General features: G+C 70.9%; 7 protein-coding genes. 5 read left to right on the plus strand and 2 right to left on the minus strand.

All coding sequences use genetic code 11. From position 1 onward, the window contains the following. The first annotated feature begins 121 nt into the window (after window positions 1–121). Complete coding sequence (locus tag DWB68_RS12395; protein ID WP_119425435.1) at window positions 122–763, plus strand: TetR/AcrR family transcriptional regulator; 642 nt, start codon at window positions 122–124, stop codon at window positions 761–763. 197 nt (window positions 764–960) lie between these two features. Here the strand turns inward: DWB68_RS12395 and DWB68_RS12400 are convergent, their stop codons facing one another. Then, window positions 961–1,422, minus strand: coding sequence for an ankyrin repeat domain-containing protein (locus tag DWB68_RS12400; RefSeq protein ID WP_119425436.1), 462 nt, complete (start codon window positions 1,420–1,422; stop codon window positions 961–963). A gap of 147 nt (window positions 1,423–1,569) precedes the next feature. Here DWB68_RS12400 and argH point away from each other — a divergent pair, with 147 nt between their 5' ends. Together argH and DWB68_RS12410 are read left to right on the plus strand one after the other, a co-directional pair. Further along, window positions 1,570–3,021, plus strand: a complete 1,452-nt coding sequence (gene argH, locus DWB68_RS12405) for an argininosuccinate lyase (protein WP_119425437.1) — start codon at window positions 1,570–1,572, stop codon at window positions 3,019–3,021. 157 nt (window positions 3,022–3,178) lie between these two features. Further along, entirely contained in the window at window positions 3,179–3,718 is a 540-nt protein-coding gene (locus DWB68_RS12410; RefSeq protein ID WP_233548798.1) for an adenine phosphoribosyltransferase, read from the plus strand. A gap of 60 nt (window positions 3,719–3,778) precedes the next feature. On the opposite strand, the gene DWB68_RS12415 is transcribed toward DWB68_RS12410, so the two are convergent. Then, window positions 3,779–3,988, minus strand: a complete 210-nt coding sequence (locus tag DWB68_RS12415) for a hypothetical protein (protein WP_119425438.1) — start codon at window positions 3,986–3,988, stop codon at window positions 3,779–3,781. 109 nt (window positions 3,989–4,097) lie between these two features. Here DWB68_RS12415 and DWB68_RS12420 point away from each other — a divergent pair, with 109 nt between their 5' ends. Together DWB68_RS12420 and tyrS are read left to right on the plus strand one after the other, a co-directional pair. After that, window positions 4,098–6,413, plus strand: coding sequence for a HelD family protein (locus DWB68_RS12420; RefSeq protein ID WP_119425439.1), 2,316 nt, complete (start codon window positions 4,098–4,100; stop codon window positions 6,411–6,413). 13 nt (window positions 6,414–6,426) lie between these two features. After that, window positions 6,427–7,740 (plus strand): tyrosine--tRNA ligase, encoded by a 1,314-nt coding sequence (tyrS, locus tag DWB68_RS12425; RefSeq protein ID WP_119425440.1) that lies wholly within the window; start codon window positions 6,427–6,429, stop codon window positions 7,738–7,740. Window positions 7,741–8,351: the final 611 nt, after the last annotated feature.

Raw genomic sequence — 8,351 nt, forward strand, 5'->3', positions numbered from 1 at the left:
GCGAATAAAGTGATTCAAATTCACTCGTGGGATTCTGTGCAGGTGGCGCAGCGGCGCCGGCCGCAGCATCGGGCCGCCGCCCGGCCGCCAGATCCGCGACAACCCCAGACGAAGGCAGGACGTGGCACCCACCCTCAAGCGGCGCACCGGGCGCCCCACCACCTCGGTGCTGAGCCTCGAGGGCATCGCCGAGGCGGCGCTGCGGCTCATCGACGCCGTGGGCTTCGAGTCCATGACCATGAAGTCCCTCGCCTCCGAGCTCGGCGTCGCGCCCTCCGCCCTCTACAACCACGTGCCCTCCAAGGCCGCCCTCTGGCTGCTGGTGCAGGAGATGCTCATGGGCGAGGTGGACGTCAGCGTCTTCCAGCGCCTGCCACTGCCGAGCGCCATGGCGGCGTGGGCCCGGAGCTATCGAGACGTCTTTGCGGCCCACCCTGGCGTCATCACCGGCATCGCTGTCCTGCCCGTCGCCGACTCCCCGCGCACCCTCGGTGTCTACGAGGCGCTCGCCTCGGCGCTGTGCGCCGCCGGCCTGCCAGACGCCCGCATCGTCTCGGTGATCGTGGCCTTCGAGTCCTTCATCTTCGGCTCGGCCCTGGATGTCACGGCCCCCGAGAACATCTTCGACTCGGGGGAGGACGCGGGGGAGCACCCCGTCTTCGCGCGGGCGGTCGCCGCGCGCGCCGCGCTCCCGGCCGATCCCGCGGACGACGCCTTCGAGCAGGGCCTCGCCGCGCTGCTCGCCCTGCTGCCCGCGCGCTGAGCACCGGCCCGGGTAGCCCGGCCCGGGCGGACCGCCCGGGCTCGCCCGCCCCCGAGGGCACCCGCCTGGGGTACCCGCCCCTGCGCGCCCACCCGAGCGAACCCAGCCCCGCGCCGTCGTGCACTTTTGTCTGCACAAGAACGCAGGAAGGCCCGCCCCTCAAGGGGCGGGCCTTCCTGCGTGGGGAAGCGGGCGGCTCAGCCTCGCGGCTGCAGCAGGGCCAGGAGCTCGTCCTGCCCGAAGGCCCGCGCCGTGGCGACGGCGTTCTGGGCGCCGAGCTCGGGATCGGCGCCGGCGGCGAGCAGCGCCGTCACGAGCACCTCATCGCCGCGGAACACGGCGCAGGTCAGTGCCGACTGCTCGCGCTGATTGAGGCGGTTCACGTCGGCACCGGCCTCGACGAGCCCGCGCACGAGGTCCTCGTGGCCCGCGTAGGCGGCGAGGATCAGGAAGGTGTCGCCCTTGTGATCGGAGAGATCGGCCGGGATGCCCTGGCGGATGTACTCGAGCAGCTCGAGCTTGCCCTCGCGGGCGAGGTCGAAGAGCCGGTTGAGGAAGGCCACCTGCTCATCGCTCAGCGCGGGAGCGTCGGCGCTGCCGCCCACCTGGGACGGGGTGGCGGAGGCGCGGTCGTAGTCGCTGAGGTTTTCGTGGCTCATGGCGCCCAGTTTAGCGAAGGGCGCGGGCGGGTGTGCTGGGCGGCGTCACGGAGCCCGGCCCGGCGAGGCGGTGGCCGATAGACTGGTGAACGGTGTGCGGCGTGAGTCGCGGCACCGCCAACGCAAGACACGAGGAGAGACACGCACATGGCGCACGGAACCAACGAGGGAGCCCTCTGGGGCGGCCGCTTCTCCGGCGGCCCGGCCGACGCCCTGGCGGCGCTGAGCAAGTCCACCCACTTCGACTGGCGCCTGGCCCGCTACGACATCGCCGGTTCCAAGGCCCACGCCCGCGTGCTGCACACGGCGAATCTCCTCAGCGACGAGGAGCTGGAGGGCATGCTCGACGCCCTCGAGCAGCTGGACGCCGATGTGGTCTCCGGCGCCTACGTGGCCGCCGACTCGGACGAGGACGTGCACGGTTCCCTCGAACGCGGGCTGATCGAGCGCGCCGGGACGGCTCTGGGCGGCAAGCTGCGTGCCGGCCGCTCGCGCAACGACCAGATCGCGACCCTCGGGCGCATGTTCCTGCGCGATCACGCCCGCCTCATCGCCCGCGGCGTGCTCGCCACGGTGGACGCGCTGATCCAGCAGGCCGAGGCCCACCCGAATGCCCCCATGCCTGGCCGCACGCACCTGCAGCACGCGCAGCCCATCCTGCTCAGCCACCACCTACTGGCCCACGCCTGGGCCCTGCTGCGCGATGTGCAGCGCCTGGCCGATTGGGACAAGCGCGCCGCCGTCTCCCCGTACGGCTCCGGGGCCCTCGCCGGCAACACACTCGGCCTGGACCCGAACGCCGTGGCTGCCGAGCTCGGCTTCGACTCCGCCGTGTGGAACTCCATCGACGGCACCGCCTCGCGCGATGTCTTCGCCGAGTTCGCCTGGGTCTGCTCGATGATTGGCGTCGACCTCTCCCGCATCTCCGAGGAGATCATCTTCTGGGCCACCAAGGAGGTGGGCTTCGTGAAGCTGCACGACTCCTACTCCACGGGCTCCTCGATCATGCCGCAGAAGAAGAACCCCGACGTCGCCGAGCTCACACGCGGCAAGTCGGGCCGCCTCATCGGCGACCTGGCCGGCCTCCTGGCCACGCTCAAGGGCCTGCCGCTCGCGTACAACCGCGATCTGCAGGAGGACAAGGAGCCGGTCTTCGACGCGGCCGACACCCTCGAGCTGCTGCTGCCGGCCGTCTCCGGCCAGATCGCGACGCTGACCTTCAACACGGAGCGCATGGCCGAGCTGGCCCCGCTCGGTTTCGCCCTCGCGACCGACATCGCCGAGTGGCTCGTGAAGCAGGGCGTGCCGTTCCGCGTGGCGCACGAGCTCTCCGGCGAGGCCGTGGCCCTGGCCGAGTCCCGCGTTGTGGAGCTGTGGGACCTGAGCGAGGAGGACTACGCCGGGATCTCGGAGCACCTCACCCCCGAGGTGCGTTCGGTGCTCTCCACCGAGGGCTCGCTCAACGCCCGCTCCGGCCAGGGCGGCACCGCCCCGGCCGCCGTGGCCGCCCAGCTCGGCGCCCTCAAGGACGCCCTGGCCGGCGTCCGCGCCTACGCGCAGACCCCGCTCCTGGCGGAGGGCTACGGCCCGCGCGCCTGAGCGCGCCTCGTCTCAGCACGGTGCCCGACGGCGCCCTGCCGCGTGAAGCGCGGAAGGGCGCCGTCGCGCTGTTCACACCACCCGCCCACCCGGCGGGCGGCAGGCAGGGAGGAACCCGCCGTCGTGCACGTGGCACGGAAGGCACTAGAATGCTCCGGTGAACTCTGTCGTGCTTGAGCCCATCGAAGCCCTTCTCGACCGCCTCTGCGCGGTGGTTCCCGACTACCCGGAACCGGGCATCTCGTTCAAGGACCTGACCCCCGTCTTTGCCGATGCTGAGGGCCTGCGCCGCATCGTCGACGCCCTGGCCGCGCCCTTCGAGGGCCGCTTCGACGCCGTGGCCGGCATGGAGGCCCGCGGCTTCCTGCTCGCCTCCGCCGTCGCCTACGCGACCGGCACGGGCCTGCTCACGGTGCGCAAGGGCGGCAAGCTGCCCCGCGAGGTCTTCTGCCGCGACTACGAGCTCGAGTACGGCACGGCCTCCCTCGAGATCCACCAGGACGCCCTGCACCCCGGCGCGCGCGTCCTGCTGATCGACGACGTGCTCGCCACGGGCGGCACCATGGAGGCAGCCGCCTCCCTCGTGGAGCAGGCCGGAGGCGCCGTGGCCGGCGTGGCCGTGGTCCTGGAACTCGAGGCGCTCGCTGGCCGCGAGAAGCTCGCCGGGCGCGAGGTCGTCTCGCTGCAGCGCGTCTGATCCGCACCATCCGACGAGGGCCCCGACGCACTGCGTCGGGGCCCTCGTCGTGGTCCGCTGCTACTTGCCGCAGAGGGAGTCCTCGATGCGATCCAGTCTCGCCTCGATGAGCGCGAGTCGGTAGCTCAGCTGCGCCGACCCCGGGGTTGTTGGGGCTGAAGTGGACTGCGACGGTGAGGCGACGGGGCTCTGGAGGCCGGGCGTGCCCCCGCCCCCGCGGGCCGTAAGCACGGCCAGCAGTCCCAGGCTTCCGGCGGCCAGCCAGCGCATGGTGGAGCGGTGCCTGGGTGTTTCGCTCGCGACCACCCCGCGCCGCCGGGGGAGCGGAGTACACTCGTGTGTCCCGTTTTTTACGGCATCGTCCACGCGAGGGAGCACCATGGCGAACGAGTCCGTCCAGGCAGAGGCGCGCGGAGCGCTCGAGCACGAGCGAGAGTACGTGCACGGCCTCTATCACCGACTGGACGAACTGCGCGAGGAGAAGCGCGAGCAGCTGCGGCGCGTGCGTTCGACCGGGGCCATCGGCAGCCGGCAGAACCAATCGGAGCGCGACAGCTTTGCCACGCTGTACGAGGACCGCCTGGCCCAGCTGGACGCCGTCGAGGAGCGCCTGGCCTTCGGCCGCTTGGACCTGGAATCCGGCGAGGACGCGCACCGCTACATCGGTCGCATCGGCCTGACCGACGAGGACCAGACCCGCCTCCTGGTGGATTGGCGCGCCCCCGAGGCCGCCGCCTTCTACCAAGCGACCGCGTTCGACCGGCACGGCGTGAGCCGCCGCCGCCACCTCACCTTGCGCCGCCGCGACGTCGTCTCCATCGAGGACGACGTGTTGGACCCAGCCCTTGCCGAGGCCGAGGGCGCCTCGCAGGGCGACGGCGCGCTGCTGGCGGCGCTCAACGCCCGCCGCACGGGCCGCATGGGCGACATCGTCGCCACGATCCAGGCCGAGCAGGACCGCATCATCCGCGCGCCACTGCCCGGCGTGCTGGTGGTGCAGGGCGGGCCGGGCACCGGCAAGACCGCCGTGGCGCTGCACCGCGCCGCCTACCTGCTCTACGCCCAGCGCGAGCGCCTGCGCCGCGCCGGCGTGCTCATCGTGGGTCCGTCCGATGCCTTCCTTCGCTACATCGACCGCGTGCTTCCCTCGCTCGGCGAGACGGGCGTCGTGATGTCCAGCCTGGGACGCCTCTGGCCGGGCCTCGACGCGGCGCCCGAGACCTCGCGCGAGACGGCCCGCGTCAAGGGCTCCCTGCGCATGGCAGACGTCATCCGCAAGGCCGTGGCCCAGCGCCAGCGCATCCCAGCCGCCCCCCGCGTGCTGGAGGTCGAGGGCACCAAGATCACACTCACCCCGCAGCAGGTCCGCCGCGCTCGCGAGCGCGCCAGGCAGGGCCACAAGCCGCACAACGAGGCCCGCGAGACCTTCGTCAAGATCCTCGTGAAGGAGCTCGCCGAGCAGCTGCAGGAGATCCTCGAGGCCAGCGGCGGCGCCGGCAACGAGGCCGACCGCGCGTACCTGGTGGAGGACGTGCGCTCCTCGCGCGATGTCCGCGTGGCCCTCAACCTGTGCTGGATGCCGCTCACGCCGCAGCAGCTGCTCGAGGGCATCTACACCAAGGAGAACATCCGCCGCGCCGTGACGCCCGGGTTCAGCGAGGCCGAGCGAGACGCGCTGGCCCGTCCCGCCGGGGCGCCCTTCACCGAAGCGGACGTCCCGCTCCTGGACGAGGCGGCGGAGCTGCTGGGCGACTTCGACCCGAGCGCCGGGCGCGCCGCGGCCGAGGCGAAGGCCCAGGCCAAGCGCGACCTCGAAAACGCCGAACAGGCAGTGCGCAATGTGCACGCCCAGCTCTCCGAGGAGGGCATCGACGGCTTCATCGACGCCGAGGCCCTCGCCGCCTACAACGTGGTGGAGGGCTCCCGTGGCACCGCCGCCGAGCTGGCCGCCGCGGACCGCACCTGGGCCTACGGGCACGTGGTGGTGGACGAGGCGCAGGAGCTCTCGCCCATGCAGTGGCGGTTGCTCATGCGCCGCTGCCCCATGAAGTCCTTCACCGTGGTGGGCGACGCCGCGCAGGCCGACGCGCCGGCGGCCGCCGGTTCCTGGGGCGCCGCCCTGGCGCCGTTCGTGGGTGAGCGCTTCACGCTCGCCGAGCTCAGCGTCAACTACCGCACGCCGCGCCAGGCGGTCGAGCTGGCCGAGCGCGTCGCCACCGACGCCGGCTTGCGCATCTCCGCCGCGAGCGCCGTGCGCGACGCGGACGAGGCACCGGTGCTCGCGTCGGTGGCCGTGGCCACCGAGCTGCCCGACGCCGCCGTGGAGGCGATGGCGGCGGGCCTCGCCGCCGTGCCGGGCGGCCTGGGCGCCGTGGTGACCTCCGAGCGCAACGTCACCGAGCTGCGTCGGGCCATGGTCGAGCGCTTTGGCGCCCGCGTGGGCACGGGCGCCGGCGACGCCGCGGCCGGCCAGGACGTGCTGGTCATGAGCGCGACCGAGGCCAAGGGCCTCGAGTTCGACGTCGTGATCGTTGCCGATCCGGGCGACGTGGTGCGCGACTCCGACGGCGGCGTCGGCAACCTGTACGTGGCGCTCACCCGCACGACGCAGTGGCTCGGCGTCATCAGCGTGGGGGAGGACGCGCCGGCTGCGCTCCTGCCGGTCACGCAGGCCGTGGGTGCCTCCACCGATTGATAACCTTGAAGGCGTGACCGATACGCAGAACGCCGCGGCCCTCGCCGCGCAGAGCAACGACCCCTCGTTTTCAAACGTCTTCCAGGAGCTGAAGTGGCGCGGCTACGTGCACGTCTCCACGGATGAGGCGGAGCTGGAGCGCACGCTCAGCGAGGACACGGTCACCTATTACTGCGGCTTCGATCCCACGGCCTCGAGCCTGCACCTGGGCCACCTCGTGCAGCTGCTCGTCATGCGGCGCCTGCAGCTGGCCGGCCACAAGCCGCTCGGCCTGGTCGGCGGGGCGACCGGCCTGATCGGCGACCCGCGCCAGACCTCCGAGCGAGTGCTCAACCCGCGCGAGGTCGTGGAGACGTGGGTGTCATCCCTCCGCGCGCAGATCGAGCGCTTCCTCTCCTTTGAGGGAGAGAACGCCGCGCGCATGGTGAACAACCTCGACTGGACCGGCGAGATGTCGGCCCTGGAGTTCCTGCGCGAGATCGGCAAGAACTTCCGCGTGGGCACCATGATCAAGAAGGACATCGTGGCCAAGCGCCTCGAGTCCGAGGAAGGCATCTCCTACACAGAGTTCAGCTACCAGATCCTGCAGGGCCTGGACTACCTGGAGCTCTTCCGCCGCTACGGCTGCACCCTGCAGTCCGGCGGCTCGGATCAGTGGGGCAACCTCACCTCCGGCACGGATCTGATCCGCAAGACGGAGGGCGCCCGCGTCAACGCGCTGGGCACGCCGCTCATCACCAACTCGGACGGCACCAAGTTTGGCAAGTCCGAGGGCAACGCCATCTGGCTGGACCCGGAGCTGTGCAGCCCGTACAGCTTCTACCAGTTCTGGCTGAACCAGTCGGATGCCGACGTGATCGATCGCTTCAAGATCTTCACCTTCCGCACCCGCGAGGAGATCGCCGGCTTCGAGACCGCCGTGGCCGAGCGCCCCTTTGCCCGCGAGGCGCAGAAGACGCTCGCCTACGACGTCACCGCGCTGGTGCACGGTGTGGAAGAGACCGAGAAGGCGATCGCCGCCTCGGCTGCCGTCTTCGGCGGTGGCGAGCTGAGCGAGCTGGATGAGCGCACCGTGCTCGCCATCGCCGCGTCCGTTCCGGGTGTGCAGGTGCAGGCCGGCGTGGGCATCATCGATCTGCTCGTGGCGACGAAGCTCTCCAAGACCAACTCCGAGGCCCGCCGCACCGTCACCGAGGGCGGCGCGTACGTGAACAACCAGAAGGTCACCGACCTGGACGCCGTGTTTGGCGCCGAGGACGCGCTGGCCGGCGGGGTGTTCCTCGTGCGCCGCGGCAAGAAGAACGTCGCGGCGGCCCGCCTGGGCTGAGCGCGTTCATGCCGCGGCCGGTGTGCCGGAGGCTTCCCACAACAGGAGGGATGGAACCATGTGGTTCCGTCCCTCCTTTGTTGTTGCCGGCGGAGTCGTTGCCTGAGCCGCTGCCGGCGTCACGGGGGAGCGGCAGGCACAGGCGACGGGGGAGCGAGTGGCGGGTGAAGAGTTCGCAACACACAGCTCCAAACCCTTTACATATGAGCCCGCTCACGATTGGCTGGGAAAAACGCGCAGCGAACCGCGCTGAGAGGCCGACTCGAGGGCCCCGGGCCCACCAGATCCGCGAGAAATCGCGGAAGTCGGCCCCGGACGAGGGGAGCACCCGAGGGGGTGCCCCCGATTTTGCGCGTGTCCGGAATTCGTGTAGAGTCTTCTCTTGTCGCCGCGACGATCTGTGAAACCGGAACGGATGCAGCGGCCAAGAATCTGAAGCTTCATTGTAGTGATCCTGGTTGTTTGGGCTGGGGGTAGCTGGTGGGGTGTTCGTTGTTTGAGAACTCAATAGTGTGCCAAGTTTGTTGACACCGTTTTTTATTTGAAATGGTGTTGCTTGCCGTCCTCACCCCGTGAGGGCGATGTGAGCGATAGCCATGGAACAAATTGAT

The sequence above is a fragment of the Galactobacter valiniphilus genome (genome assembly GCF_003575975.1).
GTDB lineage: Bacteria > Actinomycetota > Actinomycetes > Actinomycetales > Micrococcaceae > Galactobacter > Galactobacter valiniphilus.